Origin of the sequence: Achromobacter animicus, assembly GCF_040775605.1 — a bacterium.
Classification (GTDB): Bacteria; Pseudomonadota; Gammaproteobacteria; order Burkholderiales; family Burkholderiaceae_B; genus Achromobacter; species Achromobacter animicus.
The window spans coordinates 5,772,505-5,797,042 of record NZ_JAYGJK010000001.1; the positions used below are offsets into that span (position 1 = coordinate 5,772,505).

24 protein-coding genes are annotated in these 24,538 nt (G+C 66.3%); 12 read left to right on the plus strand and 12 right to left on the minus strand.

Annotated features, from left to right (window positions below; genetic code table 11):
- Positions 1 to 24: 24 nt before the first annotated feature.
- From rplU to proB, 4 genes are all read left to right on the plus strand, one after another.
- Complete coding sequence (rplU, locus tag AB3147_RS26350) at positions 25 to 336, plus strand: 50S ribosomal protein L21 (protein WP_006216228.1); 312 nt, start codon at positions 25 to 27, stop codon at positions 334 to 336.
- A gap of 34 nt (positions 337 to 370) precedes the next feature.
- Positions 371 to 631 (plus strand): 50S ribosomal protein L27, encoded by a 261-nt coding sequence (rpmA, locus tag AB3147_RS26355; protein ID WP_006389959.1) that lies wholly within the window; start codon positions 371 to 373, stop codon positions 629 to 631.
- A 201-nt stretch (positions 632 to 832) separates the two neighbouring features.
- Positions 833 to 1,969, plus strand: coding sequence for a GTPase ObgE (obgE, locus tag AB3147_RS26360; protein WP_175122093.1), 1,137 nt, complete (start codon positions 833 to 835; stop codon positions 1,967 to 1,969).
- 55 nt (positions 1,970 to 2,024) lie between these two features.
- Positions 2,025 to 3,161 carry a glutamate 5-kinase gene (gene proB / locus AB3147_RS26365; RefSeq protein WP_218342626.1) on the plus strand — a complete coding sequence of 379 codons (1,137 nt, stop codon included), beginning with the start codon at positions 2,025 to 2,027 and terminating at the stop codon, positions 3,159 to 3,161.
- 1 nt (position 3,162) lies between these two features.
- Here the strand turns inward: proB and AB3147_RS26370 are convergent, their stop codons facing one another.
- The gene (locus AB3147_RS26370) at positions 3,163 to 3,831 is read right to left on the minus strand and encodes a transcriptional regulator (protein WP_367353392.1); all 669 of its coding nucleotides are present in this window, start codon (positions 3,829 to 3,831) and stop codon (positions 3,163 to 3,165) included.
- A gap of 125 nt (positions 3,832 to 3,956) precedes the next feature.
- Between AB3147_RS26370 and AB3147_RS26375 the strand changes: the two genes are divergently transcribed.
- Positions 3,957 to 4,385 (plus strand): helix-turn-helix transcriptional regulator, encoded by a 429-nt coding sequence (locus tag AB3147_RS26375; RefSeq protein WP_255595293.1) that lies wholly within the window; start codon positions 3,957 to 3,959, stop codon positions 4,383 to 4,385.
- A 144-nt stretch (positions 4,386 to 4,529) separates the two neighbouring features.
- On the opposite strand, the gene AB3147_RS26380 is transcribed toward AB3147_RS26375, so the two are convergent.
- Positions 4,530 to 5,093: a SecDF P1 head subdomain-containing protein gene (locus AB3147_RS26380; protein ID WP_175139481.1), complete on the minus strand. Its 564-nt coding sequence runs from the start codon at positions 5,091 to 5,093 to the stop codon at positions 4,530 to 4,532.
- A 392-nt stretch (positions 5,094 to 5,485) separates the two neighbouring features.
- On the opposite strand from AB3147_RS26380, the gene thiC reads away from it, so the two are divergent.
- The gene (thiC, locus tag AB3147_RS26385) at positions 5,486 to 7,399 is read left to right on the plus strand and encodes a phosphomethylpyrimidine synthase ThiC (RefSeq protein WP_367353393.1); all 1,914 of its coding nucleotides are present in this window, start codon (positions 5,486 to 5,488) and stop codon (positions 7,397 to 7,399) included.
- A gap of 1,137 nt (positions 7,400 to 8,536) precedes the next feature.
- Here the strand turns inward: thiC and AB3147_RS26390 are convergent.
- From AB3147_RS26390 to gpmA, 7 genes are all read right to left on the minus strand, one after another.
- A complete protein-coding gene (locus AB3147_RS26390; protein WP_175122087.1) occupies positions 8,537 to 9,949 on the minus strand; it encodes an FAD-binding oxidoreductase in 1,413 nt (470 codons plus the stop codon).
- Positions 9,946 to 10,665 carry a FadR/GntR family transcriptional regulator gene (locus AB3147_RS26395; protein ID WP_175139017.1) on the minus strand — a complete coding sequence of 240 codons (720 nt, stop codon included), beginning with the start codon at positions 10,663 to 10,665 and terminating at the stop codon, positions 9,946 to 9,948. The genes AB3147_RS26390 and AB3147_RS26395 overlap by 4 nt, the downstream gene beginning before the upstream one ends.
- A 235-nt stretch (positions 10,666 to 10,900) precedes the next feature.
- The gene (locus tag AB3147_RS26400; protein WP_367353394.1) at positions 10,901 to 12,091 is read right to left on the minus strand and encodes a GGDEF domain-containing protein; all 1,191 of its coding nucleotides are present in this window, start codon (positions 12,089 to 12,091) and stop codon (positions 10,901 to 10,903) included.
- Between the two features lie 104 nt (positions 12,092 to 12,195).
- Complete coding sequence (locus tag AB3147_RS26405; RefSeq protein WP_108005846.1) at positions 12,196 to 12,954, minus strand: HesA/MoeB/ThiF family protein; 759 nt, start codon at positions 12,952 to 12,954, stop codon at positions 12,196 to 12,198.
- Positions 12,951 to 14,396: a S41 family peptidase gene (locus AB3147_RS26410; RefSeq protein ID WP_175122084.1), complete on the minus strand. Its 1,446-nt coding sequence runs from the start codon at positions 14,394 to 14,396 to the stop codon at positions 12,951 to 12,953. The genes AB3147_RS26405 and AB3147_RS26410 overlap by 4 nt, the downstream gene beginning before the upstream one ends.
- A 132-nt stretch (positions 14,397 to 14,528) precedes the next feature.
- Positions 14,529 to 16,130: a peptidoglycan DD-metalloendopeptidase family protein gene (locus AB3147_RS26415; RefSeq protein ID WP_175186355.1), complete on the minus strand. Its 1,602-nt coding sequence runs from the start codon at positions 16,128 to 16,130 to the stop codon at positions 14,529 to 14,531.
- A gap of 7 nt (positions 16,131 to 16,137) precedes the next feature.
- Positions 16,138 to 16,890 carry a 2,3-diphosphoglycerate-dependent phosphoglycerate mutase gene (gene gpmA, locus AB3147_RS26420; RefSeq protein WP_175122082.1) on the minus strand — a complete coding sequence of 251 codons (753 nt, stop codon included), beginning with the start codon at positions 16,888 to 16,890 and terminating at the stop codon, positions 16,138 to 16,140.
- Positions 16,891 to 17,104: 214 nt separating this feature from the next.
- On the opposite strand from gpmA, the gene AB3147_RS26425 reads away from it, so the two are divergent.
- The 5 genes from AB3147_RS26425 (at position 17,105) to AB3147_RS26445 (ending at position 20,552) form a co-directional block, all read left to right on the plus strand.
- Positions 17,105 to 17,527: a rhodanese-like domain-containing protein gene (locus tag AB3147_RS26425; protein WP_175122081.1), complete on the plus strand. Its 423-nt coding sequence runs from the start codon at positions 17,105 to 17,107 to the stop codon at positions 17,525 to 17,527.
- Positions 17,528 to 17,579: 52 nt separating this feature from the next.
- Complete coding sequence (gene grxC / locus AB3147_RS26430) at positions 17,580 to 17,837, plus strand: glutaredoxin 3 (RefSeq protein WP_175122080.1); 258 nt, start codon at positions 17,580 to 17,582, stop codon at positions 17,835 to 17,837.
- Between the two features lie 37 nt (positions 17,838 to 17,874).
- Positions 17,875 to 18,405 (plus strand): protein-export chaperone SecB, encoded by a 531-nt coding sequence (secB, locus tag AB3147_RS26435; protein WP_175122079.1) that lies wholly within the window; start codon positions 17,875 to 17,877, stop codon positions 18,403 to 18,405.
- Positions 18,406 to 18,422: 17 nt separating this feature from the next.
- Positions 18,423 to 19,496, plus strand: a complete 1,074-nt coding sequence (locus tag AB3147_RS26440; RefSeq protein WP_239213430.1) for an NAD(P)H-dependent glycerol-3-phosphate dehydrogenase — start codon at positions 18,423 to 18,425, stop codon at positions 19,494 to 19,496.
- A 63-nt stretch (positions 19,497 to 19,559) separates the two neighbouring features.
- Entirely contained in the window at positions 19,560 to 20,552 is a 993-nt protein-coding gene (locus tag AB3147_RS26445; protein ID WP_218342617.1) for a Bug family tripartite tricarboxylate transporter substrate binding protein, read from the plus strand.
- Positions 20,553 to 20,574: 22 nt separating this feature from the next.
- On the opposite strand, the gene AB3147_RS26450 is transcribed toward AB3147_RS26445, so the two are convergent.
- A complete protein-coding gene (locus AB3147_RS26450) occupies positions 20,575 to 21,045 on the minus strand; it encodes a tRNA (cytidine(34)-2'-O)-methyltransferase (RefSeq protein ID WP_056559971.1) in 471 nt (156 codons plus the stop codon).
- Between the two features lie 224 nt (positions 21,046 to 21,269).
- Positions 21,270 to 21,947, minus strand: a complete 678-nt coding sequence (locus tag AB3147_RS26455) for a ComF family protein (protein WP_255595129.1) — start codon at positions 21,945 to 21,947, stop codon at positions 21,270 to 21,272.
- 203 nt (positions 21,948 to 22,150) lie between these two features.
- On the opposite strand from AB3147_RS26455, the gene AB3147_RS26460 reads away from it, so the two are divergent.
- A complete protein-coding gene (locus tag AB3147_RS26460) occupies positions 22,151 to 23,086 on the plus strand; it encodes a methyltransferase domain-containing protein (RefSeq protein WP_239213431.1) in 936 nt (311 codons plus the stop codon).
- Positions 23,087 to 23,224: 138 nt separating this feature from the next.
- Here AB3147_RS26460 and AB3147_RS26465 read toward each other — a convergent pair whose 3' ends face one another.
- The gene (locus AB3147_RS26465; RefSeq protein WP_175122075.1) at positions 23,225 to 24,463 is read right to left on the minus strand and encodes a YbdK family carboxylate-amine ligase; all 1,239 of its coding nucleotides are present in this window, start codon (positions 24,461 to 24,463) and stop codon (positions 23,225 to 23,227) included.
- Between the last annotated feature and the right edge of the window lie 75 nt (positions 24,464 to 24,538).

The window sequence follows — 24,538 nt, forward strand, 5'->3', positions numbered from 1 at the left end:
ATTTACCTATTTAAGGAACACCCCATGTACGCGGTCGTAAAAACCGGTGGCAAGCAGTATCGCGTTGCCGCTGGCGAAAAACTCAAGATAGAACAGATACCGGCTGACATTGGGCAAGAAATCACCCTGGACCAAGTGCTGTCCGTGGGCGAAGGCGACCAACTGAAAGTTGGCACGCCCCTCGTCTCCGGCGCCGTGGTCAAGGCAACGGTTCTTGCGCAAGGCCGCCACGACAAGGTCAAGATCTTCAAGATGCGCCGTCGCAAGCACTATCAGAAGCGTCAGGGCCACCGTCAGAACTACACCGAAATCCGCATCGAAGCCATCACGGCTTAAGAAGCGACTCGGTACCACTTAGCAGGAGCTAAACATGGCACAGAAAAAGGGCGGCGGCTCTACGCGGAACGGACGCGACTCAGAATCGAAGCGTCTGGGCGTCAAGGCATTCGGCGGCGAACTCATTCCCGCTGGTTCGATCATCGTGCGTCAGCGCGGTACTCGCTTCCACGCTGGCGTGAACGTCGGCATGGGCAAGGACCACACCCTGTTCGCGCTGGTCGACGGCAAGGTTCAATTCGGCTTCAAGGGCGCATTGAACAAGCAGACCGTTTCGATCGTCGCTGCCGAGTAATCGGTTGGCAAGCCCGCGGACCTCACGTCCGCGGTTGCATACGATCTGGAACGCGGTCCGCCGCGTTTCCCGAACGGCAAAAGCCCTGTCGCGTGCGGCAGGGCTTTTTTGTTTGAAGGCAATTGGCGAGTAAGCTCTCGATTGCCTCCCGGCGGCTCCCTGTACGGACGCCCGCCCTCACCTACTACACGCGCAGACACCATGAAATTCGTAGACGAAGCCACCATTGAAGTGGTCGCCGGTAAAGGCGGCAATGGCGTGGCGAGCTTTCGCCGCGAAAAATTCATTCCCCGCGGCGGTCCCGACGGCGGCGACGGTGGCCGCGGCGGCACCATCTATGCGGTGGCCGATCGCAACATCAACACGCTGATCGACTTCCGCTACGCGCGCCTGCACCGCGCCAAGAACGGCGAAAACGGCCGCGGCTCGGATCAGTACGGCGCTGCCGCCCCGGACATCACCCTGCGCGTGCCGGTGGGCACGATCATCCATGACGCCGACACCGGCGAGGTCCTGTTCGACCTGAACAAGCACGAACAGAAAGTCGTGCTGGCAGCCGGCGGCCAGGGCGGCATGGGCAACATCCATTTCAAATCCAGCGTGAACCGCGCCCCCAAGCAGTGGACGCCGGGCAAGGAAGGCGAGCATCGCTACCTGCGCATGGAACTGAAAGTGCTGGCCGACGTGGGTCTGCTGGGCCTGCCCAACGCGGGCAAGTCGACGCTGATCACCCGCATTTCCAACGCCAAGCCGAAGATCGCCGACTATCCGTTCACCACGCTGCATCCCAATCTGGGCGTGGTGCGCACGTCGCCGTCGCGCAGCTTCGTCGTGGCCGACATTCCGGGGCTGATCGAAGGCGCCTCCGAAGGCGCCGGCCTTGGCCACCTGTTCCTGCGCCATCTGGCGCGCACCCGCGTGCTGCTGCACCTGGTGGACGTGTCCACGCCGGACCCGGACGCCGATCCGGTCGAGCAGGCCGTCGCGGACGCCCGCGCCATCGTCGAAGAATTGCGCCGCTATGACGCCGAACTGGCCGCCAAGCCCCGCTGGCTGATCCTGAACAAGCTGGACATGGTGCCGGACCCCGAGGACACCAAGCGCCGCTTCCTGGAACTCTACGGCTGGACGGGTCCGGTATTCGGCATCTCGGGCCTGTCGGGCGAGGGCACGCAAGACCTGATCTACGCGCTGCAGGACTACCTGGACGCCGAACGCGAAAAGGAACAGCTTGCGCAGGATCAGGCCGAAGGCACCTACGTGGCGCCGGACCCGCGCTTTGACGACACGCGCACCGACGCGGACAAGCCGGCGGCGCCGCGCGGCGGTAACGAATAAGCCATAATCGCAGTCCTTTCGATTACGCTTTTTTTCGCCGCAGCCGGCCGCCATCATGTCTGCTGAATCACCCGCCGTTTCCGTCGTCACCCACGCCCAGCGCATCGTCGCCAAAGTCGGCTCATCGCTGGTCACCAACGAAGGCCGAGGCCTGGACCGCGCCGCGGTCGCCCACTGGGCCGCGCAGATCGCCGCCCTGCACAAGCAGGGCAAGCAGATCGTGCTGGTGTCCAGCGGCGCCATCGCCGAAGGCATGGCGCGCCTGGGCTGGCGCAAGCGCCCGTCCGTCATGCACGAGCTGCAAGCCGCGGCGGCGGTGGGCCAGATGGGACTGTGCCAGGCCTACGAGGCCGCCTTCGCGGAACACGGCCTGCGCACCGCGCAGATTCTGCTGACCCACGAAGACCTGGCCGACCGTCACCGCTATCTGAACGCGCGCAGCACCCTGTTTGCGCTGCTGCGTCTGGGCGTCGTGCCCATCGTGAACGAAAACGACACGGTCGTGACCGATGAAATCCGCCTGGGCGACAACGACACGCTGGGCGCGCTGGTCACCAACCTGATCGAAGCCGACACGCTGGTCATCCTGACCGACCAACGCGGCCTGTATGACTCGGATCCGCGCAAGAATCCCCAAGCCAAATTCATTTCGCATGCCCAGGCCGGCGAACCCGCGCTGGAAGCCATGGCGGGTGGCGCGGGCAGCGGCATCGGCACCGGCGGCATGCTGACCAAGGTGCTGGCCGCCAAGCGCGCGGCGCACAGCGGCGCGCACACCGTCATCGCCTCGGGCCGCGAACGCAACGTGCTGACGCGACTGGCCCAGGGCGAGTGCATCGGCAGCGAACTGCAGGCCGTCCTGCCGGTGTGGTCGGCGCGCAAGCAATGGCTGGCCGATCACCTGCGGCTGCGCGGCCGCGTCGTGCTGGACGACGGCGCCGTGCAAGCGTTGCTGCGCGAAGGCAAGAGCCTCTTGCCCATCGGCGTGACCGACGTCGACGGCGAGTTCGGCCGCGGCGACGTCGTGGCCTGCGTGGACAGCAAGGGCGTGGAATGCGCCCGCGGCCTGATCAATTATTCGTCTGCCGACACGCGCCGCATCCTGCGCCAGCCGTCGTCGCAGATCGCGCGCATTCTGGGCAGCATGACCGAACCCGAGCTCATGCACCGGGACAACCTGGTGGTGCTGTAAGTCAGACGCCGTCCGCCACCGAAGGCGCCCTGCCCGCGCCTTCGGGCAGCAGGATGTACCCCCACCCCCGCACCGCCAATAGCGGAAGTTCGATATTGAACCGGCGCGCCTTGCTGCGCAGCCGCGACACGACGACATCCACGCGCCGCGCGCCGTCCAGGGGGTCGCGCGTTTCCGCCGGAAAGAAGTTTTCGCGATGCAGGCAGTAGCCCGGCGCATTGAACAATCGCATCAGCACGGCGCGCTCGCGCAGCGTGAGCGGCAGGCGTTGACCCGCAGGGCCCACCAGCACCCGCCCCGGCGCCACGACGCGCCACGCGCCCGGTCCGCATCGCGAACGCCGGTACAAGCTGCGCAAGAGCGCATCCCATTCCAGGGGCTCCATGCCGGCCGGCACACAGGCGTCGACGCCTGCGTCCAGCGCCGCCGCGCGCTCGGCCGCGGTGGCGCTGCCGTCCTGCCACACCACCCGGACGCCGGGCGCGGCGTGGCGCAATTGGCCGACAAGATCGGCAATGCCGGCGCGCGGGCCCTGCAGCGCAAGCAGATCCGGCGCCTGGTCAGGCAGGTGTTCCTGCAGCGCGTCCACCGATGCGAAGACGCGGGTCTCCCATTGAAACTGGCGCAGCACGGCGGCAAGACGCCACCCCGCCACATTCTCAGATGGCACGATGAACACGCTGCCCCGCTCCCACATGCGACCGCCTCAGAAGTTATCACCCTAGTGTTACTTATATCCACCAACGTGACAGACCTGCAAGCTTCAATCGCCCTGTGAAAACATTCTCAGACCGACTGAAGCATGCGCGTCTTCTTCGTGGCCACACGCAGAAGGCGCTCGCCCGTTTGGTGCGCATCTCCCAAAGTGCTATCGGCAGCTACGAAAGTGGTCTGCGGCATTCGAGCCGATCCGCGCGCAAGCTGGCGCAGGTGTTGAAGATCGAAGTCGAATGGCTGGAGACCGGCAAGGGTCCCATGGAACTTCCCCTGGAAGCCTACGACCTGAGCAATACCTTGCCAGTATCAGGCGTGTCCGACGCCGCGCCGCGCCCTGGCGGCCGGCCCCGCCCGCAGGCGCCTTGGCCCTATCCCAACATTTCGCCGTCGCAATTCGAGTCGCTGACGGCTGACGAACGGGCAATGCTCGAAGCGTTGACCCAGACCTTCATCGAAACCACATTGCTTCGCCGCGGCGTCAAGCCGCGCGGCCGCAAGATCGGCTGATTGCGATACAGGCTGGCGGTCGTCCACGCGGAACAATTCATCTGGTCCCGTTGGGTGCACACGGGGAATGCGTCGCCCCATCCAGACAAAAGCGCGGCGCAAAAAAAACCGGCTACATGAGCCGGTTTTTTTGCGCGCCCTGAATCAGGGCTTGGCGGCGGGCGCCGGCGCGGGGGCCGTGCCACCTGCCGCGGGAGCGGCGTCGCCACGGATGCGGGCGGCGATCTCGGAAGCGGCTTGAGCCGAAGGCACGCCGAATGCCAGCACGCCGCGGTTGAGCGGTTCGCCGATCAGCGGCGCGGCAACCAGTTCCTGATCGATCACCAGAGCCAGGACGCTGCCGACGTTGGCGGTGCTGACGGTGGTGAGCTTGCGCGTGCCGGCTTCAGAGAAACGCAGACCCACAAAGTTTTGGCCTTGGCGGTCCACCAGTGCGGCGGCATCGGTCAGGTCGGCGCGCGTGAGGACGGGCGTTTCCTGCAGATAGAGCTTGCCGTCCGGGAGGCTGACTTCACGCAGGCCGGCGCCGGGTTCGCGCTTGGCGAGATAGAAATCCACGCGCGCGGCGGTCGCGGGCGTGGCGGCTTGCTGGCCCGCTTGAGGCGTGGTCGCGGCGTCGGACGTCTTAGTCGGGGCGGTCTTGCAACCCGCTAGCGCCAATGTCACGACAACGAGGGCGGGCGCCAAAGTGCGTAGGTTCAGTTGCATGCTCGATTCCTTCTTAAGTGGGCTGATGCCGAACGGTAAGACTCTAAGACTGTACACGCGGCGGGTGGAAAAAAGTGTACCGAACCTGCATGACGGTGTCTGCCTAGACTGAATCCAAATGTAAAGCAGTAATACCAGCCTGCTTGAAAAGCCCTATTTACGCGGCTTGCGGCATTCCGAAGAGATTGATGAAGGCGCCGGGTCCGCTTGGCTCTATACTTCGCGTTCACGCAGGGGTACTCGTCCCGCTTCAGGGCGGCGACGTGTTGAGAGAGTCCCTTCGTACCAGTACGGATAATGCCGATGCTGGGAGCGTATTCCCGCCGCGCGTCTTCGCACGCCTGGACGGGAGTCCATCCCGATCGGCTCCAACCACTCGCTTGGAGCTTTCCATGAACGCCAATCCCAAATTCCTGGCCGCTACCGCCGAAGTCGACGCGGCGGCCGTCGCACCGCTGCCCAAATCCCGCCGCGTGTATGAAGTGGGCTCGCGCCCCGACATCCGCGTACCCTTCCGGGAAATCGAACAGGACGACACGCCGACGATGTTCGGAGGCGAGAAGAACCCGCCGCTGACGGTGTACGACTGTAGCGGCCCCTACACGGACCCCGAGGCCAAGATCGATATCCGCCGCGGCCTGCCGGAACTGCGCCGCGCCTGGATCGAGGAGCGCGGCGATACGGAGCTGCTGTCCGGTCCCACCAGCGATTACGGCAAGTCGCGTCTGACCGATCCCAAGCTGACGGCGATGCGCTTTGACCTGCAGCGCCCGCCGCGCCGCGCAAAGTCAGGCGCGAACGTGTCGCAGATGCACTACGCGCGCCGCGGCATCATCACGCCGGAAATGGAATACGTAGCGATCCGCGAAAGCCTGCGCCGCGAGCACTACCTGCAGACGCTGCGCGACAGCGGTCCCGACGGCGAGAAGATGGTCAAGCGCCTGCTGCGCCAGCATCCGGGCCAATCATTCGGCGCCTCGATTCCGGCCGCGATCACGCCGGAATTCGTGCGTGCGGAAGTGGCACGCGGCCGGGCGATCATCCCGGCCAACATCAATCATCCGGAAGTGGAACCGATGGCCATCGGCCGCAATTTCCTGGTGAAGATCAACGCGAACATCGGCAATTCCGCGGTCAGCTCGGGGATCGGCGAGGAAGTGGAGAAGATGACGTGGGCGATCCGCTGGGGCGGCGACACGGTGATGGATCTGTCCACGGGCAAGCACATCCACGAAACCCGCGAGTGGATCATCCGCAATTCGCCGGTGCCGATCGGCACGGTGCCGATCTACCAGGCGCTAGAAAAGGTGGACGGCAAGGCCGAGGACCTGACCTGGGAGATCTTCCGCGACACGCTGATCGAGCAGGCGGAGCAAGGCGTGGACTATTTCACGATCCATGCGGGCGTGCGACTGCCGTTCATTCCGATGACGGCAGACCGGATGACAGGCATCGTGTCGCGCGGCGGCTCGATCATGGCGAAGTGGTGCCTGGCGCATCACAAGGAGAGCTTCCTGTACGAACGCTTTGAAGAGATCTGCGAGATTATGAAGGCGTACGACGTGAGCTTTTCGCTGGGCGACGGCCTGCGGCCGGGCTCGGGCTATGACGCAAATGACGAGGCGCAATTCGCCGAACTGAAGACGCTGGGCGAGCTGACGCAGGTGGCCTGGAAGCACGATGTGCAGGTGATGATCGAAGGCCCTGGGCATGTGCCGATGCAGATGATCAAGGAGAACATGGACCTGCAGCTGGAACACTGCCACGAGGCGCCGTTCTATACGCTGGGTCCGCTGACGACGGACATCGCGCCTGGCTATGACCACATCACGTCGGGTATCGGCGCGGCATTGATCGGGTGGTATGGCACGGCGATGCTTTGCTACGTGACGCCGAAGGAACACCTGGGCTTGCCGAACAAGAAGGATGTGAAGGACGGCATCATCACGTACAAGATCGCGGCGCATGCGGCTGATCTTGCGAAGGGGCATCCGGGGGCTGCGATCCGCGACAACGCGCTATCGAAGGCGCGGTTCGAGTTCCGTTGGGATGATCAGTTCAACTTGGGGCTGGATCCGGATACGGCGAAGGAATTCCACGACGAAACGCTGCCGAAGGATTCGATGAAGGTGGCGCACTTCTGCTCGATGTGCGGGCCGCATTTCTGCAGCATGAAGATCACGCAGGATGTGCGGGATTATGCGGCGGCTCAGGGCGTTAGCGAGAAAGAGGCGCTGGCGAAGGGGATGCAGGAGAAGTCGGTGGAGTTTGTGCGGAAAGGAAGTGAGGTTTATCACCGGCAGTGATTTGCTGGTGTGGCTTGTGGCTTGTGGCTTGCGGCTTGCGGCTTGCGGCTTGCGGCGGATCGGGTTCTTTAGACGCCCGGCGCGTCGTGGGCCTGGGGTGGGCGGGGCTCCGATTGCGGTCCGGAGCCTTCGCTCCGGACTGCCCCGTCCTCAACCTCGTCCGCCTTCGGCTCCCTACGGTTTCCGTCGGGCGCATCTAAACGCCCCGCCCACCCCAGGCCCACGCCACACCGGGCTCTGCTGAGTGAATCTCCACGGGCACTGGGGCGAGTTGGGTTCTTTAGGTTCTTGCCCACAGCGGGGTGGGAGAGAAGCGTCTTGCGGTGCCCGCCCCCGGGCGGCCGCGCGGGCGGCCTTCGTGGGCTTACGCGTCGTCTTACGTCGTAGCGATGACGCTTCGCGTGTGGCGGCATCTGGTTGAGATACCGTCTGGCACCGTCGGTTTCGTAAGACCAAGTCGGGTGTCTGACACCGCCACATTCGTAAGACCAAGTCGGGTGCCTGACACCCACGGACTCGAATTCGTAAGACCAAGTGAGGTGTCAGACACCGCCATCGCGACGAGGTCAGACACGGGCAGCGGCGGACGATCTCGCCAAACTCAACCAGTACCGACGTTAATCGCCACTTGAACTCAAGTGCCCGATGGGCGGCGCGCGTACGGGTCGGCAGGTTGTGGCTGACCGTCGACGCGCGCCGCCCATCACGGCCCCTCCCCCGTCGGCGAGCACCATTAGCAAACCGATCCCCGCCATCGCGCAAGCGCACACCACCCCGACGTCCCACGGGACAGATGCTGGGTTGCCGCCGCCCGGGCGGCAGCAACCCGGCGGCCCCGCAGATTTCCTGCCCTGAACACAGGTCTTGCAGCGCCCCATACCAAAGACCCTAGCAGCACGGCGTCGCGGTCACCGTGGGCGCGAGCGCCGTCGATGCGCCCGAGGGAATCCGTAGGGAGCCGAAGGCGGACGAGGATGACAACGGGGCAGTCCGGAGCGAAGGCTCCGGACCGCAATCGTGGGCGATCGTGCCCACGGTGACCGCGGCGTCGGGCGACCTACGAAGATCTGATATGACCTACGAAGATCTGATGCGGCTTAAGAAGCTCTGATACGACCCACGAAGATCTGACGCAGCCTACAACAACTTCCCAGGATTCATGATCCCCGCAGGATCCATCACCTTCTTGATCTCCCGCATCAACCGCAACTCCACCGCATCCTTGCTATGCAAGAAATGCTCCCGCTTCAACTGCCCGATCCCATGCTCGGCAGAAATACTCCCGCCATAACGATTCACTTCATCCAACACCGCATCCGTGATCGCCGCCCCATGCTCAGCGACCCAGTTGCGGTCTGCGCCTGCGGGGCGGGACAGGTTGTAGTGCAGGTTGCCGTCGCCGAAGTGGCCGAAGATGAAGGGGCGGATGTCGGGGTACAGCGCGCGTACGCGGGCTTCGGCGGTCTGCATGAAGTCGGGAATGCGTTCGATCGGTAGCGACACGTCGTGCTTCAGGTGCGGGCCGTCAGCGCGTTGGGCTTCGGAGATTTCCTCGCGCAGCTTCCACAGCGTCTGCAACTGCGCCAGCGACGCCGAGACCGCGGCGTCCAGGCACAGGCCGCGTTCCAGCGCCGTGCCGATGACGTTTTCGAGCAGCGTGTTCAGGGCGGTTTCGTCCGTCGTGTCGGCCAGTTCCACCAGCACGTAGGCCGGGTAGCGCTGTTCGAACGGTTCCTGCACGCCCTCGGCGTGCGTCAGCACCAGGTCCAGGCAATCGCCGGTGAAAAATTCAAACGCCTGCAGGCGCGCGCCGCATTGTTCGAACAGGATCTCGAAGAGTTGCAGCGCTTGCGCGGGCGATTCGACGGCGGCCAGCACGACCGATCGCACGTCGGTGCGCGGGTAGAGGCGCAGCGCGACGGCGGTGATGATGCCGAGCGTGCCTTCGGAACCGATGAGCAATTGCTTGAGGTCGTAGCCGGTGTTGTCTTTGCGCAGGGTGCGCAGGCCGTGGAAGATTTCGCCGGTGGGCAGCACCGCTTCCAGGCCCAGGACCAGTTCACGCGCCATGCCATAGCGCACCACGTTCACGCCGCCGGCGTTGGTGGCGACGTTGCCGCCGATCTGGCTGGAGTCTTCGGCGGCCAGGCTGAGCGGCAGCAGGCGGCCGGCGTCCTGGGCGGCGCGGCGCAGGTTGCCGAGGATGGCGCCGGCCTCGGCAACCATGGTGTTGGCCACGGTGTCGATGGCGCGCACGGCGTTCATGCGGTCCAGGCTGATGACGACGTTGCTGGCGCCGCCATCGGGCGTGGCGCCGCCGCACAAGCCGGTGTTGCCGCCGCGCGGCACGACCGGCACGCCAGCTTCCTGGCACAAGGCAAGGCACGTGGCGACCTCGGCCGTCGTACGCGGGCGCACAACCGCCTGGGCCTGGCCGTTGTACAGGCCGCGCCAATCGGACAGCCACGGCGCGATGTCCGCCGGGTCGGTGAAGACGGTGTCGGGGCCCAGGGCTTGGACCAGCCGTTGAGAAAAGTCGGATGCGCTCATGAGATGTGGGATGCGGCGGGAGAGAGAAGATCGAGCTGCAGGCGGCCGGCGGCTTGCTGCAGGTGGCGGATGGCGGCCTGGCGGGCACGGTCCGGATCGCGGGCGCGGATGGCCTCGAACACGGCGACGTGTTCCTGGTGCACGGCGGCGGTCAGGCCGTCTTGCAGGCGGCTGTTGGACCGGGCGGTGCTGACCGCCAAGCGCAGCTGCAGGTTCAGGTATTGCAACAGGTCCTGGTAGTAGCTGTTGTGCGTGGCGGTCGCGATGGCGACGTGGAAGGCGATGTCATGTTCGACGCCGGCCTCGGGGTGGTCCAGATGGGCTTGCAGCGAGGCGAGGGCTGACGCCATGGCGTCCAGGTCCTCCGGCGTGCTGCGGACAGCCGCCAGGGCGGCTGCGCCGCCTTCAAGTTCCATGCGCAATTCGTAGACGCTGGCGAGCTTCTTGCGGTCGACCGCGATGCCGGTGGACACCTGAAAGCCTTGCGCCCCGGTGCGCGAGACGACCGTGCTGCCCGAACCCTGCCGGCTCTGGATCAGCCCTTGGGCGCGCAGGCGCTCCGTGGCTTCTCGGATGACGGCAGCGCTGACGCCATATTGCTCGGCCAGCACGCGTCCGGCCGGCAGCTTGGCGCCGACGGCGTGGACACCATCCGCGATGTCGCTGGCGAGCTGGCGGGCAACCTGCTCGGTGAGGGTGAGGCTCTTCGTCAACATGGGCGGATTATAGGCATATTTTTCAGGTTATCTGATAACTTTGTTGTTTCGTGAGGGGGTCGGTGCAACTCACCGGCGGGATCGGGAAGTGGGAACGCGTGGCGGAGTCGAAGCTGGAATGCGGCCGAACCGCGGTGGAGTTGCGTCTGGAATGCACCCGCTGCGCAACGGGCACGCCGCACGCGGCATACAGCGCTGGACCGATTCGGACCAATTCGGACAGCCGCGCTCCCTATCAAGCCGCGACGGACGCGCTCTGCAATCCTTCGCTTTCCGCGATCTGCCCGCTCTGATCCACCACGCAGCAGCGGCCGCCCTGCGCCTTGGCGCGATACAGCGCGGCATCGGCGGAGTCCAGCGCGCCCTGCGGGGTGCGGTTGGCGCCGGACAGGATCGAGATGCCGATGGACAGTCCCACGCAGACGCGGCTGCCGTCTGCCAGCGTGATGGGCTGCGAGACGTCGCGCAGCAGGTGTTCGCCCAGCCGCAGTGCGGCGGTGGCGTCGATGCCGGTGACGAGCACGATGAATTCGTCGCCGCCAATCCGCGCGGCGACGTCGTCCACGCGGAGCATGGCGCGCATGCGTTCCGCGATGGTCTTGAGCACCTGATCGCCCCCGGCGTGGCCGTGCGTGTCGTTGATGCGCTTGAAGTCGTCCATGTCCATGTAGAGCAGCGCCGCGGCGCTGTCATGGCCGCGTGCGCTGGAGCACACGCGTTCCAGCGCCGCCTGCAGGCCGGCGCGGTTGGCCAGGCCGGTCAGCGCGTCTTCGCTGGCGCGGCGATCACTGTCGCGCTCGGCCAACATGGTGGACACCAGGATGCGGTTCAGGCGGTGCGAGGCGATGACCATGCTGATCAGATAGAACGGAATCTGGATGAACACGATCGCCATGACCCATTCGCCGGTGAAGAGCGCGCCCAGGCACATGGGGCCAAGACTCAGGAAAATCATGGCGCCCACCAGGCGGGGCGCGCCGTAGTTCCGGAAGCAGATCCCGCCGGCCATGGCGCCGCAGGACACGCCAGCCAGTGTCGCGGCCAGCCAGTCGCCGTTCAACAGGGTGATGAAGACGCCATAACCCACGCTGAACGCCCAGAACAGCGCCAGCAGGATGTAGAGATCGGTGTGGGTATTGCCGCCCTTGGGGGCCGCTCGCAGCGCGGATCGGAGGATGACGACGCGCACCAGCGCGAGCACCACCTCCAGGATCAGCCACGAGATATACAGCGGTTCGGGCCGCCGCCACGCGACGACGCCCGAGATCATCAGGGTGTTGATGACCCCGCCGGCAAAAATGGGAAGCGTGCCGAACAGACTGGCGATGAGCGCCGCGCGGATGTCCGCCGGCGTGTCATGCCCGGAATGCGTCAGCCAACGTGTCAGCCGCCACTTGGGCAGGCTGAACTTCAGTCCTGTATCCACGCCGTCATGTCCATGCCCCTCTACCCGAAATCAGTAGGCTGGCTGGCGTTATAGCAGGTATTTGAAACCTTTAGTATTGTTCTTGGGTTCAATACCGACAGACTTCAGGCGTGCCCCCGGTGGCCGCAGACCGCGCATTCGGGGTCACGTTGCACGTTGACGCTGCGCCATTGCATGGTGCGCACGTCCAGCCAGAGCAAGCGGCCGGACAGGCTTTCGCCCACGCCGGACAGCAGCTTCAGGGCTTCGGCGGCCTGCATGCTGCCGATGATGCCGACCACCGGCGCGAAGACGCCCATGGTGGCGCAGTTGGCTTCCTCGACGTCGTCGGCTTCGGGAAACAGGCAGTGGTAGCACGGCGCGTTGTCGTCGCGCAGGTCATAGACGCTGACCTGGCCGTCGAACCGGATGGCCGCGCCGGAGACCAGTGGCTTGCGGTGTTGCACGCAGGCGCGGTTGATGGCGTGGCGGGTAGTGAAGTTGTCGGTGCAGTCCAGCACCAGGTCCGCCTGCGCGACGGCATCGGACAAGGCCTGGTCCTTCAGGCGCTCGACCCGGGCGTGAACGCGGGTCTGCGGATTGAAGGCGCCCAGCATGTCGCGGCCGGACTCGGCCTTGGGCCGCCCAACGCTTGCGGTGGTGTGCAGGATCTGGCGCTGCAGATTGCTGAGTTCGACGACATCGTCGTCGGCCAGCGTGATGTCGCCCACGCCGGCGGTGGCCAGGTAGAGCGCGGCGGGCGAACCCAGACCGCCCGCCCCCACGATGAGCACACGCGCCGCCAGCAGTTTTTCCTGCCCTTCGATCCCGAGTTCGTCCAGCAGGATGTGGCGGGCGTAGCGCAGCAGTTGCTCGTCGTTCATTTGTCCTTGCTGGGCTCGACTCCGGTCGGCGTGATCTTCATGCGCTGGGGCGTTCCGCCGCCGGCCTTGGCGTCAGCCTTGGCCTGGGCGCGGGCCGAGCCCTTCTGCACCGGCTTGCCGGCCAGCAAGTTCAGGGCCTGCTGAAGCTGGAAGTCGTCCTTGCCGCCGAATTCAAACACCTTGGCCGGCAGTTCCACGTTGTCCTGGTCGGCGCTGGACTTGATTTCGTTGGTGGTCTGCTGGTTGGACAGGTGACGTTGCAGGTCAGCTTCGCGCGGCAGGCGGAACAGGTCGCCGTCGGCCGTATCGGCAACGACGTAGTCCGGTTCGATGCCGGTGGCCTGAATGGAACGGCCGCTGGGCGTGAAGTAACGCGACGTGGTGAGCTTGACCGCGGTGGTTTCGGACAGCGGCAGGATCACCTGCACGGAGCCCTTGCCGAACGTGCGGTTGCCCAGCACCTTGGCGCGCTTGTGGTCCTGCAGCGCACCGGCCACGATCTCGGAGGCCGAGGCCGAACCCACGTTCACCAGCACCACCATCGGCACCGTCTTGGTCCAGGCCGGCAGGCCGGACAGGTAGTTGCTTTCGCCGCGGGCGTATTCCGACGGCGTCGCCAGGTACTTGTGGCGGGCGTCCGGCGTGCGGCCGTCCGTGGACACCACGAGCGCATCGGGCGGCAGGAACGCGCCGGAGACGCCGATGGCGCTGGTCAGGAGGCCACCCGGGTCATTGCGCAGGTCCAGCACCAGGCCCTTGGGCGGTTCCTTCGCGCCCAGCTCCTTGAGCTGGCGGGCGAGGTCGGCGCCGGTCTTTTCCTGGAACTGGGCGACGCGCACGTACGCGATGCCGTTGTCCAGCATCTTGCTGCGCACGCTACGCACCTTGATGATGTCGCGCACGATCTTCACGACGATCGGCTGCGGGCGATCGGCGCGCATGATCGTCAGGGTGATGGGCGACTTGGGCGCGCCACGCATGAGCTTGACCGCGTCGTTCAGGGTCATGCCCTTGGTGGGCGTGTCGTCGATCTTGATGATCAGGTCGCCCGCCATGACGCCGGCGCGGGCCGCGGGCGTGTCCTCGATGGGCGAGATGACCTTCACGAAGCCGTCTTCCGCGCCGACCTCGATGCCCAGGCCACCGAACTCGCCTTGCGTCGCGGTCTGCATTTCGCGGAACGCGTCGGCATCCAGGTAGGCGGAGTGGGGATCCAGGTTCGACACCATGCCGGAAATGGCATTGTCGATCAGGGTCTTGTCGTCGACGGCCTCGACGTAGTTGTTCTTGATGGCGGCAAAGACATTGCTCAGTTGCCTGAGCTCGTCCAGAGGCAGGGGGCTGCCACGCTGGGCGACCGCAGTCACGCCAACACTCAGCAACACACCAGCCACCGCACCGATGGCAATCAGACCGAAACCGCGAAACTTACGAGTGCCCATGCACACTTCCCGAATTTTGTTTTCGCCGATGGGTTTGGTAATTTACCAACGGTATTTTTCCAACGACATTCATTTACCGACAGCGTTTACGCCGATTGCATTCCAGCAAACCGGCTGCACCAGCCGTCACATCTACTGCGCCAGCCATTGGGCCGGGTCCACTGGAGCGCCACGATGGCGAATTTCAAAGTATAGGCCGGATTCCACTTGGCCGCCGGTTGCGCCCACGGTAGCAATAGTATCCCCGCCGGCCACCGCATCGCCCACCCGTTTGAGCAGACTTTGGTTGTAAGCATAGACGGTCAGGTACTGCTGGCCATGATCCACAATGATGAGGTTGCCAAAGCCGCGCAGCCAATCGGCGTAAACCACAGTACCGGGGGCCACCACCTTGACGGGCGTGCCCTCGGCCGCGCGCAGCACCACGCCGCGCCACACGCCGCCGTCCGGACGATCCACCCCGAACCTGCCCTGCACCTGGCCACGCACCGGCATGGCCAGCCCATGACGCAGGCCGTTGCCGCCGCCGACCGGCGGCGCCTTGGCGGTCTGCTGGGCCGATGCACTGCGCGTTGGAGTGGCGGGCTCTTCAACAGGTTCCGCCTTTTTGGGGGGATCCGCGGGTTTTGTTGAAGGCGGGGTATCGGCCGGGCCGCCGATGCGGGTCTGCCGCTGCTCGGCGGGACGCAGGCCGGCGGCGTCCGGGTCGGCCACGGCCACCGGGCCGCGGTTCTTCTGGGCCGCCGCTTCGACCTGTTCGCGCGCCTGGGCGGCCTCGCGGGCTTCGCTGTCGCGGCGTGCGCCGTCTTCGGCGGCCTTGCGGTCTGCCTCGGCCTTGCGGCGCGCGTCCTGCGACCGGCGTTCGGCCTCGGCGCGCTTTTTGGCCTCTTCGGCGGCGCGGCGGGCTTCTTCAGCCGCGCGGCGCGCTTCCTCGGCACGGCGGGCTTCTTCGGCGCGCTTGCGCGCTTCTTCGGCCTTGCGGGCTTCCTCGATCTGCTTGGCGATGGCCGCGTCCAGATCGGTGATCAGCCGCGACAGGCGCTGATCGTCGCGGCCGAGCTTGTTGGCCTCGGCGCGCTGGGCGGCGATCTGGCCTTCAAGCTGGGCAAGCAGGCTGGCGCGCTCTTTTTGCTGCGCGACCAGCGCGGTTTTCTGTTCGGAGGTTTCGGCGACCCCCTTTTCGATTTCGGCGCGGCGTTCGTCGGCCTGCGCCTGCAGGGCGGCCAGCCGGTCGATGTCGGTCCGCAGCGCTTTCACGGCGTCGGCCCGGGCACGGGACACGTAGTCCAGGTAGCCCAGATTGCGGCCCAGCACCTGGGGATCGTCACCCGAGAGCAGCGCCGTCCAGGGCGACAGGCCGCTGGTGTATTGGGTGCGCAGCTGGTCGGCCAGTTCGACGCGGCGCTTGGCCAGCACGGCCTCCTGCGCGGTGATCTGCTTTTCCAGCGACGCGAGATCGGCCGTCGCCTTGCGGTTGGCGTCGGCCAGTTCCTTCAGGCGCAGGTTGATGCGGGAAATCGACGATTCCGACTGCTTGAGCGCGTCGGCGGCCTCTTTGCGGGCCGCCTCGCGGTCGTCGATGTCCTTTTGCAGACTCTCGATGCGGTCGCGCAAGGCGGCCTGCTGCTTTTCGGCGTCGGACTGACGCCCGGCGAGGTCACTGGGCGCGGCGCGCGCAGGCAGCGTCCCACTGGCCAACATGACCGCCAACAACAACCCCGCCGTGCGACGCATAGAGATATCAGTCCTTCTTGGCCTTGCCCTGAGCTGCGACCGCAGCCATGGCCGCCTCGATCTCGGCGGCATCGCCCAGATAATAGTGGCGGATCGGACGCAGGTCATCATCCAGTTCGTAGACCAGCGGCTGCCCGGTCGGGATGTTCAGGTTGACGATGTCGTCGTCCGACACGTTGTCCAGGTGCTTGATGAGGGCGCGCAGGCTGTTGCCGTGGGCGGCGATCAAGACCTTGCGGCCCGAGCGGATGGCCGGGGCGATGGAGTCGTTCCAGAACGGCAGCACGCGGGCCACGGTGTCCTTCAGGCACTCGGTGGCGGGCAGCTGGTCGGCCGGGATCTTGGCGTAGCGGCTGTCAAAGCGCGGGTGGCGTTCGTCGTCCAGCGACAGCGGCTCCGGGGCGATGGCGTAGGCGCGGCGCCAGATCAGGACTTGCTCGTCGCCGTACTTGGCGGCGGTTTCGGACTTGTTCAGGCCCTGCAGGGCGCCGTAGTGGCGTTCGTTCAGGCGCCAGTTCACGCCGACCGGGGTGTACATGGCGTCCATGGCGTCCAGGGCGATCCACAGGGTGCGGATGGCGCGCTTGAGGACCGAGGTGTAGGCCAGGTCGAAGGTGAAGCCTTCTTTCTTGAGCAGTTCGCCCGCCTTGCGGGCCTGTTCGCGGCCGGTGTCGGTCAGGTCGACGTCGGTCCAGCCGGTGAAACGGTTTTCAAGATTCCACTGGCTTTCACCGTGGCGCATCAGTACGAGTTTGTGCATGGTTTGGGGCGCCCGCCGGGCGGGTTAAAGTTGGAGGATGGTTAAGGAATGCGCTCATTTTATAATTGAGTGATTTTGCCCGTGATTTTGCCCCGGCGCACCGCGTCCATGTCCTGGACGCGTCGCATCAGGGTTCGCCCCTACCCGGCTGGCCGGAAGACTTGCCCACCCGCAAGCCGACGTAGCGCCCGCCGACGTACTACAGGAAGCCTTCGTGGACCTTTTGCAATTCTTGCTCGATAAAAACAACATCTTCATCGTCGCCGTCGCCGTGGTTTCCGGGGTGATGCTGATCATTCCCGCCCTGCGCAAGGGCCGGACCGGGTCCGCCATCAGCACGACTGAAGCCATCCAGATGGTCAACCAGCGCAATGCCGTGTGGGTCGACGTGCGCCCCGTCGAGCAATTCCAGGCCGGTCATATCGCTCAGGCACGAAACGTGCCGGCAGCCGACCTCGAGCAGAAGGCCGGCTCGCTGCCCAAGAACAAGCCGCTGGTGGTGGTTTGCGACAATGGCCGCGATTCGGCCCGCGCCGCCGCCAAGCTGCGCGCCCAGGGATTCACCGACGTCGTGCCGCTGGAAGGCGGCATGCGTGCCTGGTCGGCCGCCAGCCTGCCGGTAACCCAGAAGGGTTGAAGCAGGGGGACTCGCCCCCATCTACCTATTCTTGTACCCACAGGAGCGCCCTATGAACAAAGTCGTCATGTACAGCAAGGACTATTGCCCCTATTGCTCCCGCGCCAAAGCGCTGCTCGAGCAGCGTGGCGTGGCCGACCTGGAAATCATCCAGATCGACCGCGAACCGTCCCAGCGCGATGTCATGATCGAACGCACCGGCCGGCGCACCGTCCCGCAGATCTTCATCGGCGATACCCATGTCGGCGGTTGCGACGACCTGATAGCCCTGGACCGCTCGGGTGGACTGACCCCCTTGCTGAACGGCTAATCGCCCCTTTTTGCCTCTCCCACCAACGGAAACACTCATGGCTGATCAAGACCAAAACACCCAGCAAGAAGGCGGCAACGACGCGCCCTCGTTCAATCTGCAGCGCGTCTACCTGAAAGACCTTTCGCTGGAAATGCCCAACGCGCCTCACGTGTTCCTGGAACAGGAAGCGCCGCAGGTCGAAGTAAGCATCACCGTGGGCGGCCAGCGCCTGGCCGAAACCGTGTTCGAAACCACGGTCACCGTCACCGTCACCACGCGCATCAACGACAAGGTCGTGTACCTGGTCGAAGGCACGCAAGCCGGCATCTTCGAAGCGGCCAACATCCCCGAAGAGCAACTCGACCCGCTGCTGGGCATTGTCTGCCCCACGATGCTGTACCCGTACCTGCGCGCCAACATCGCCGATGCGATCACCCGCACCTCGATGCCGCCGCTGCACCTGACCGAAGTCAACTTCCAGGCTCTGTACGAGCAACGCATCGCCGAACTGCAACAGCAGCAGGCCGCCGGCGCCAACGGTGCCGAATCGGGCATCATCCTGCCCCCCGGCGCCACCCGCCAGTAAGCACCCCGCGGCGCCCCATGAACCAACCCGCCGAGCCGCGCCTGCGCGTCGCCGTCCTGGGAGCGGGCAGTTGGGGCACCGCCCTGGCGGCGGCCGCCAGCCGCCGCCACCCCACCCAGCTCTGGGCGCGCGAAGCCGCGCAAGCGGCCGCCATGGCCGCCACCCAAGAAAATGCCCGCTATCTGCCGGGCATTTCCCTGCCCAAGACGCTGCAATATTCCTCTGATCTGGACGCCACGCTGCGCACCCTGCAGGACGACGCCGCGCGCCGTCTGATCGTGCTGGGCGTGCCCGTCGCGGGTCTCACGTCCATCTGCGAGGCGCTGTCGCAACGGCTGCCCGCACTGGGACTGCAAGACACGCCCATCGTCTGGACGTGCAAGGGCTTTGAGGCCGACACGGCCAGACTGCCCCACGAAATCATGCGCGAGGCCCTGCCCGGCGCGACCGGCGGCGCCCTGTCGGGCCCCTCGTTCGCGCGCGAAGTCGCGCAGGGCCTGCCCGTCGCCCTGACGGTCGCCAGCAGCAGCCCCGCCCTGCGCGAAGCCACCACCGCCGCCTTCCATGGCGCGGCGCTGCGCGTCTATGCCAGCACCGACCTGGTTGGCGTCGAAGTCGGCGGCGCGCTCAAGAACGTCATTGCAGTTGCCTGCGGCATTGGCGATGGCCTTGCGCTGGGAACCAATGCCCGCGCGGCCCTGATCACCCGCGGCCTGGCCGAGATGACCCGCTTTGGCGTCGCGCTGGGCGCACAGGCCGAAACCTTCGCCGGGCTGACCGGCCTAGGCGATCTGGTGCTGACCGCCACCGGCGAGCTGTCGCGCAACCGGCGCGTGGGCCTGGAGATCGGCGCGGGCCGCAAGCTGGCCGACATCCTGGCCAGTGGCATCACCGCCGAAGGCGTGCGCTGCGCCCGCGCCGCGCTGGACCGCGCCCGCGCCATCAATGTCGAATTGCCGATCACCGAAGCGGTGTGCGCCGTGCTGTTCGAAGGCGTCGCGCCCATGACCGCCGTCTCGGCCCTGCTGGCGCGGGATGCGCGCTATGAAGGACTGGGCGCCGGCTCCGGCGAGGCCATCGGCGCCGCCTAGATCGCGCCCGTCCATCCCGCTTCCACAACAAGACACGACACCCACCCCGAGGAGACATCCTTCATGACGCAAACCCGCAAGTTCCGGGTCGGCCCGCTGCTGCGTGGCCTTTGCCTGAGCCTGGCAGCCATCCTGCCCGTTGCCGCCCACGCCGACTGGCCCGAGCGCCCGATCCACATGGTCGTGCCCTTCCCGCCCGGCTCGTCGCCCGACATCCTGGCGCGCACGATTTCCGAGCCGCTGTCCCAGGCCCTGGGCCAGCCCATCGTGATCGACAACAAGCCGGGCGCCGGCGGCAACATCGGTACGCGTATGGTGTCGCAGGCCAAGCCCGACGGCTACACCCTGCTCTACACGATCAACGGCCCGCTGGTCACGGCGCCCACGCTCTATAAGAAGACACTGGGCTACGACCCGCTGACCGACCTGGAGCCGGTATCGCTGGTCGGCACCAGCCCCAACGTGCTGGTCGTGCCGGGCAACCTCAAGGTCGACAACGTCCAGGACTTCGTCAAGCTGGTCAAGGGCCGCGGCAACTCGCTGAATTACGGATCGGTCGGCCCGGGCAGCTCGGCCCACCTGGCCATGGAGATGTTCAAGGAACGCGCGGGCGTGGACCTGGCGCACATCCCGTATTCCGGCTTTCCGCAGGTCATCACCGCCATCATCGGCGGCGACGTGCAGGCTGGCTTCATGGTGCCGGCGATCGCCGTGCCGCAGGCGCGCGACGGCAAGGTCAAGCTGCTGGCCGTGACCAGCCTGCAGCCCAGTGACGCCCTGCCCGGCGTGCCCACCATGGCCTCGCAGGGCTATCCGGACTTTGAAGCCATCTCGTGGAATGCGATCCTGGCGCCGGCCGGTACGCCCACGCCGATCATTGAACGGCTCAACAGCGAACTGGCGCGCATCATCAATAGCGAGGCCGTGCGCAAGCAGCTGGCGCTGCAATACTTCACGCCGGCCCCGTCGACGCCGGAAGCCCTGACCAACCGCATCAAGAATGAAAAGGCGCGCTGGGACCAGGTGATCGACAAGCTGAAGCTGTCGCTGGACTGATCTTCAGACCGAGGGGCGGCGTCTATGCGCCCCCTTCGTAGCCCTGCTGGCGCCAGGCCTCGAACACCGTGACCGCCACGGCGTTCGACAGGTTCAGGCTGCGCTGGCCGGTGCGCATCGGCAGCCGCAGGCGCTGCTGCGGCGGAAACATCGCCTGATGCTCGTCCGACAGGCCCGCGCTTTCGCGACCAAACACGAACACATCCCCCGGCTTGAAACTGACGTCGGCCACGCTGCGCTGCGCGTGCGTGGTCAGCGCATAGATGCTGGACGCGACGGCGCCGGTGTCGTCCAGCGCCTCCTGCAGCGTGTCGTGCACGCGCACAGGCTGCCACTCGTGATAGTCCAGCCCCGCGCGCCGCATGCGGGCGTCATCCAGCTCGAACCCCAGGGGACGCACCAGATGCAGTTGCGCCCCGGTATTGGCGCACAAGCGGATGGCGTTGCCGGTGTTGGGAGGGATCTCCGGGCAGACGAGAATGACGTGGAACATGGTGCGGGCAGAGGTGGAAAGGTCCGTGGCCGGGAAGCGGCCGCGCGAGCGTGATTGTCGCCGATTTGGCGGCGGGGCCAGGAACCGCGACCCGACGGCGGTCCGGTGAAGGCGCGGATGCGGGCGCGGTTGCAAACGGCGGATGCAGGCCAGGATGCATGCGGGGGCACGGGCGGGGATGCGGGCGGGAAGCCAGGCACGATCCAGACGGCGATGCAGGCAGATCATGGCGTACGCGCGGCCACCAATACCGTCACGCTGGCCGCGCCTGCCGCCATCAGGGCAGTGGCCGCCGCGCCCACGGTACTGCCGGTGGTCATCACGTCGTCCACCACCGCCACATGACGCCCGCGAACCGGGCCGGTGCAGACAAAGAGACCCGCCGCCCCCCGCTGCCGCGCCCGCCGGCCTAGCGTGGCCTGGCGGGGCGTTTCGCGCCGCCGTGCAAGCAGGAGACGCGGCGCCGGCAGCGCCAGTTCGGCGGCCAGACTGCGCGCGATCTCGGCCGCCGGGTTCATGCCCCGCTGCCGCAGCGACGCCCGGCTGGCGGGAATGGGGACCAAGAGAAGATCGGGCGGCAGGAACCCGGTGCAGCGCCCGCAGTCGGCGGCGGTGTCAGAACCGCTTGATCCGGAAATGCCGGCGGCTTGCGCGCCGGACTGCGCCGCCGCCTCCCGCACCGCCTGCGCCATCATTCGCGCCAGCACCGGCGCCATGCTGAGCCGCAACTGCGTCTTCAGCATCAGCACCAGCGCATCGCCGGGCGGCGCATAGTCAAACGCCGTGATCGTGCGGCTGAACGCCTGCGGCTGCGCCAGACACGCCGCGCAATGCTGTCCGCCCCCTTGAAGGCGCAGCGCGCATCGCGGGCATCTTGCCAAGCCCCCCGGCGGTCCGGCCATGATGTCCGCCTGACACCCGGCGCACAGCCGCGCGCCCGCGACCCGTGCCCCGCACAACGGACAATCGCATCCCAGGCGCGACAACAACCGTCGCCCCATGTTCAGTAGGGACAATCGGAGCCTGCCGCCGGGATGGGCAATAATGTGAGCCATCCCAGATCAAACCATGCTCCGCCCCGGGAGATCCCGCGAGCGCGACCGAAATGTCCCTGCCAGAAACCGCAACGCCCCCCTCCCTGCCCCTCGTCACCGCCGACGTGCCGCGCCAGTTCGCGCGCCGCGGCGACCTGGCCGACGCCCAATTCCTTTATGGCGAAGTGGCGCGCCGCATGCTCGGCCGCCTGCAGTACATCCGCGTGCAACCGCAGGCCATGCTGGACGCCGGTTGCGGCGCCGGCGACAACCTGCCGCTGCTGCGCGAACGCTATCCCGACGCGGCCTACACCGGGCTGGACAACTGTGAGCCCTTGCTGGCGCAAGCGCGCCAGCGTCACGCGCCAGCCGGCCTGTCGGCCTGGATCGGCAAGCTGGCGCGGCGCGGCCCGGCCGCCCCCGCGTTCGTGAACGCCGATCTGGCCAACACGGGACTGCCGCCCGAATCGCTGGAACTGGTGTGGTCGAACATGGCCATGCACTGGCACCGCGAACCGCACGCCGTGCTGGCCGAATGGCGCCGCATCCTGAAAGTGGGCGGCCTGGCGATGTTTTCCTGTCTGGGACCGGCCACGCTGCGCGAATTGCGGCAGGCGCTGGCGGATGCCGGCCTGCGCACGGCCACGCCGTCCTTCGTGGACATGCACGACTTCGGCGACCTGCTGGTGGAAAACGGCTTTGCGGATCCGGTGATGGACCAGGAGATCCTGACGCTGACCTACCGCAGCCCCGAAAAGCTGCTGCAGGATGTGCGCGCCCTGGGCGGCAACCCGGCCGAAGGCCGCCGCGGCGGACTCGTGGGACGCGACTGGCGCGACCGCCTTTGCGCGGCGCTGGAAGCGCAACGCAATGCGGACGGCCTGATCGTCTTGAGTATCGAAGTGGCCTACGGCCACGCCTGGCGCGCCGCCGCGCATCGGACCGTGGCGGGCGAAACCCGCCTGTCCATCAGCGCGATCGGCGGCCGGCAGCGCGGAACCCTTTGACGACAGGGCCTGCAAAGCCGCCCTGAAAGATCGGTCTCCGAAAACAGGCCTGCATGCCGCGCCTCCGAAAGCAGGCCTGCATGCCTCGCCTGTGAAAAAGGCCCGCCAAGCGGGCCTCGCACGCACCCCTGCCGCAGCCTAGTGCAAGCGTTCCGGCACGGTCACGCCCGGCTCGGACGCGGACAGACCTTGCATGGGTTCGGACGTTGCCCGGATGCGGCGGCGAAGCACCGCGGTCGGCTCTGCCGGCGGCGCAACGGGCGCCGCCGTACCGCGCCACGCGTTCGACATGGCTTCCACCACCAGCGGCAAGTCGCGCAGGCGATGGTACTGGCTGCGCAGCCAGCGGGCGTCGTTGCCGGCGCGCATGGCGTCGTCGCGCAAGGCGGCGATCATGTCGCCCGTCCCCAGTTCCTCGGCCACCGGCATCAGACGCTGGAACAGCGCACGCATATGGTCGATCAGGCGCACGCGCTGCCCGTCGGGCGTGACGTAGCTGCCCTGCAGGCCAAAGCGGCAGGCCTGGAAGTGGTTGCTGCGATAGGACAGCCAGGCGTTGTCGCTGGGATCTTCCTCGCGCATCAGCAGCACGGACAGCGCTTGGGCAAACGCCGCCACCTGGCAGGCGCGCTCCACCGTCAGCGGCGTGTCGCAGACCCGGATTTCGACCGTGCCGAACTCGGGCTTGGGACGGATATCCCAGTACAAGTCCTTGATGCTCTCGGCCAGACCAAAAGCGCGAAGCTGGGACAGGTGGGCTTCAAACTGGTACCAGTCCTTGACCTCGGGCGGCATGTGGCCGGCCAGCGGAAAGCTGTTGACCGCATTCAGGCGCGAGCACGAGAACAGGGTGTCCACCCCCTCGCAGTACGGCGACGACGCCGTCAGCGCGATGAAGTGCGGCACGTAGGGCGAGAGTCGGCGCAGCAGCTTGATGGAATCGTCGCCGCTTTTCACGCCCAGATGGATGTGTTGGCCGAACACCGTAAATTGACGCGCCAGGTAACCGTACATTTCGGCCAGGTACTGGAAGCGCGGGGTATCCGAGATGGAGCGCTCTTGCCAGCGCATGAAGGGATGGGCGCCTCCGCCCGCCACCGACACGCCAACCGCATCCGCGGCTTCAACCAGGGCGTCGCGCATCTCGCGCATTTCGGCCAAGAGGCCCATGGGGTGCTCGTGCACCGAGGAGTTCAGTTCGATCATGGACCGCGTGATTTCGGGTTTTACGCGGTCGGCAATAGGATGGTTGGCCATTTGGGCCAACAGTTCGTCAGACGCTGCAGCAAGGTCAAAACTGCGGGGGTCGATCAGTTGCAGCTCGAGTTCGATGCCCAGGGTGTTGGGGGCCGACGAAATGAACGGGATTTGTTCCATCTCGGACTCCTTTGAATGTTTGATGAGGGTATGCGCCGTTCGACCTTGAAGCCCGGCAACCTCCCGGGGGGCACT

Coding starts and splice junctions, on each gene's coding strand:
- secB (WP_175122079.1), top strand. CDS start 17,875: ATGGCTGATCAAGACCAAAACACCCAGCAAGAAGGCGGCAACGACGCG.
- proB (WP_218342626.1), top strand. CDS start 2,025: ATGTCTGCTGAATCACCCGCCGTTTCCGTCGTCACCCACGCCCAGCGC.
- AB3147_RS26440 (WP_239213430.1), top strand. CDS start 18,423: ATGAACCAACCCGCCGAGCCGCGCCTGCGCGTCGCCGTCCTGGGAGCG.
- gpmA (WP_175122082.1), bottom strand. CDS start 16,890: ATGCACAAACTCGTACTGATGCGCCACGGTGAAAGCCAGTGGAATCTT.
- rplU (WP_006216228.1), top strand. CDS start 25: ATGTACGCGGTCGTAAAAACCGGTGGCAAGCAGTATCGCGTTGCCGCT.
- grxC (WP_175122080.1), top strand. CDS start 17,580: ATGAACAAAGTCGTCATGTACAGCAAGGACTATTGCCCCTATTGCTCC.
- AB3147_RS26395 (WP_175139017.1), bottom strand. CDS start 10,665: ATGTTGACGAAGAGCCTCACCCTCACCGAGCAGGTTGCCCGCCAGCTC.
- AB3147_RS26380 (WP_175139481.1), bottom strand. CDS start 5,093: ATGCAACTGAACCTACGCACTTTGGCGCCCGCCCTCGTTGTCGTGACA.
- AB3147_RS26460 (WP_239213431.1), top strand. CDS start 22,151: ATGTCCCTGCCAGAAACCGCAACGCCCCCCTCCCTGCCCCTCGTCACC.
- AB3147_RS26410 (WP_175122084.1), bottom strand. CDS start 14,396: ATGGGCACTCGTAAGTTTCGCGGTTTCGGTCTGATTGCCATCGGTGCG.
- AB3147_RS26390 (WP_175122087.1), bottom strand. CDS start 9,949: ATGAGCGCATCCGACTTTTCTCAACGGCTGGTCCAAGCCCTGGGCCCC.
- AB3147_RS26465 (WP_175122075.1), bottom strand. CDS start 24,463: ATGGAACAAATCCCGTTCATTTCGTCGGCCCCCAACACCCTGGGCATC.
- AB3147_RS26455 (WP_255595129.1), bottom strand. CDS start 21,947: ATGGCCGGACCGCCGGGGGGCTTGGCAAGATGCCCGCGATGCGCGCTG.
- AB3147_RS26415 (WP_175186355.1), bottom strand. CDS start 16,130: ATGCGTCGCACGGCGGGGTTGTTGTTGGCGGTCATGTTGGCCAGTGGG.
- AB3147_RS26405 (WP_108005846.1), bottom strand. CDS start 12,954: ATGAACGACGAGCAACTGCTGCGCTACGCCCGCCACATCCTGCTGGAC.
- rpmA (WP_006389959.1), top strand. CDS start 371: ATGGCACAGAAAAAGGGCGGCGGCTCTACGCGGAACGGACGCGACTCA.
- obgE (WP_175122093.1), top strand. CDS start 833: ATGAAATTCGTAGACGAAGCCACCATTGAAGTGGTCGCCGGTAAAGGC.
- AB3147_RS26450 (WP_056559971.1), bottom strand. CDS start 21,045: ATGTTCCACGTCATTCTCGTCTGCCCGGAGATCCCTCCCAACACCGGC.
- thiC (WP_367353393.1), top strand. CDS start 5,486: ATGAACGCCAATCCCAAATTCCTGGCCGCTACCGCCGAAGTCGACGCG.
- AB3147_RS26445 (WP_218342617.1), top strand. CDS start 19,560: ATGACGCAAACCCGCAAGTTCCGGGTCGGCCCGCTGCTGCGTGGCCTT.